Here is a 1,564-nt window from a genome sequence, read left to right on the forward strand (position 1 = left end):
GCGCTGGGCTGCGCCGAGCATGCGGAACTCTTCATCCTATCATCGCACAGGCCTCCTGACAGCGTATTGTCAGGAGGCGTCACCGTGTCCGCGCGCGACCATGGCATGCTCGCGCGCGAACATGGCGCGCATCTCGCCGATCTGGTCGCCCTGCTCTGGATATAGCGTTTGTAGGAAGGCCGTCGCGAAGGTGCCCGGCGCCGAGCCTGGTGCGGAGACGATCTTCTTGTCGGCAACGGCGTGCGGCACATCCTGGTAACTCGCAACACCGGCATAGACCGGCTCGTGGCGAAGGATCCAGTCGCGGCCGTTGCTGGTGTGCCTGACGGCTTCGAACAGGCCGGAGCGGGCGAGCGCCAGCGTGCCGGCGCAGATGCCGCCGACCACACCGCCACGCGCGGCGACCGCCTTGAGCAGTGGCGAGACGTCGGGGGCGCCTTTGTCGGCCCAGCCATCCGAACCGATGACCGCGACAGCGTCGAGATCCTGGTTTTCCGCCGGATTGGCGCTGCGCTTGGCGCTGAGGCTGAAGCCGGCGATCGAGGTCAGCGGTGAGGCATGGGGCGAAATCGCGACAGCACGCGCGCCGAACCATTCGAYCGCCGATGCGGCAAGCAGGCCGTATTCCCAATCGGCATAGCCTTCGATGAACAAGACGCCGATGGTTTTGGAGGCGGTCATTGGTGTGTCCTTCTGTCAGGCTTTTGGGCGTCAGTTGCGGTCGCTGCCGCGCGACATGAAGCGGTCGGGCCAGCCGATGTCCTTGCGGATATCGTTGGGCAGCGCGTTCATGAAGCGTTGGGTGCGGATCTCATTGTGCATGGTCCTGACCTTGCCGGCATAGTGCCTGATGGCGCGAAAAATGTCAGGCGTGAACGTGTTCATGACGGCTCCTCCTTATCTTGAATGGGAGGAGTATCGCACAGCCCTCCTGACAGCAGTCTGTCAGGAGGGCTGGGGTGTCTTGGGATTCAGGTGAGGCCGGCCTGCAATTGGCAGATACCTGCGCTTCCGGTGCTCATGTACCTGAATGTACGCTCCGCGCCGGTTCTCGGAATCTGCCATTTTCGGCTCGGCTGACCTGAATCTCAAGACACCCAGCCGGCTGCTTGGTCAGCCTTTGAAAGGAACCGTGTAGTTAAGCGCGAGCCGGCCGCCATCGGCGAAAATGGTCTGGCCGGTGATGTAGCTGGCGTCGTCGGAGGCGAGGAAAGCGGCGATGGCGGCGATCTCCTCGGGCTCGCCGATGCGCCCGAGCGGGGTGCGCGACAGAATGCGGGCCTTCGCCGCCGGATCGGCCTTGGCGCGGGCCAGCATGTCGGTGGAGATCGAGCCGGGACCAATGGCGTTGACGCGGATGCCGTATGGCGCGAGCCCCAGCGCCATGACCGTTGTCAGCTGGGTTATGCCGCCCTTGGACACGGCATAGGGCACCTGGTCGGCGATGGCGACAACCGCGTTGATCGAGGACATATTGATGATGGCACCGGGCGCGCCACCCGACTTGACCTTGTCGACCATGAAACGCGCCGCCGCCTGCCCTGCGAGGAAGGCGCCCTTGAGG

At 64.4% G+C, this 1,564-nt stretch carries 3 protein-coding genes; all 3 read right to left on the reverse strand.

Translation table 11 applies throughout. The features are described from left to right. Nucleotides 1–69: 69 nt before the first annotated feature. Entirely contained in the window at nucleotides 70–681 is a 612-nt protein-coding gene (locus AC1DUU_RS31620; protein ID WP_476787249.1) for a DJ-1/PfpI family protein, read from the reverse strand. A 30-nt stretch (nucleotides 682–711) separates the two neighbouring features. Then, nucleotides 712–885 carry a hypothetical protein gene (locus AC1DUU_RS31625; RefSeq protein ID WP_476787250.1) on the reverse strand — a complete coding sequence of 58 codons (174 nt, stop codon included), beginning with the start codon at nucleotides 883–885 and terminating at the stop codon, nucleotides 712–714. A gap of 228 nt (nucleotides 886–1,113) precedes the next feature. After that, on the reverse strand, nucleotides 1,114–1,564 hold a 451-nt coding region (locus AC1DUU_RS31630; protein WP_476787251.1), incomplete at its 5' end, for an SDR family NAD(P)-dependent oxidoreductase.

The sequence above is a fragment of the Aminobacter sp. P4_H6_2 genome, from assembly GCF_056400805.1.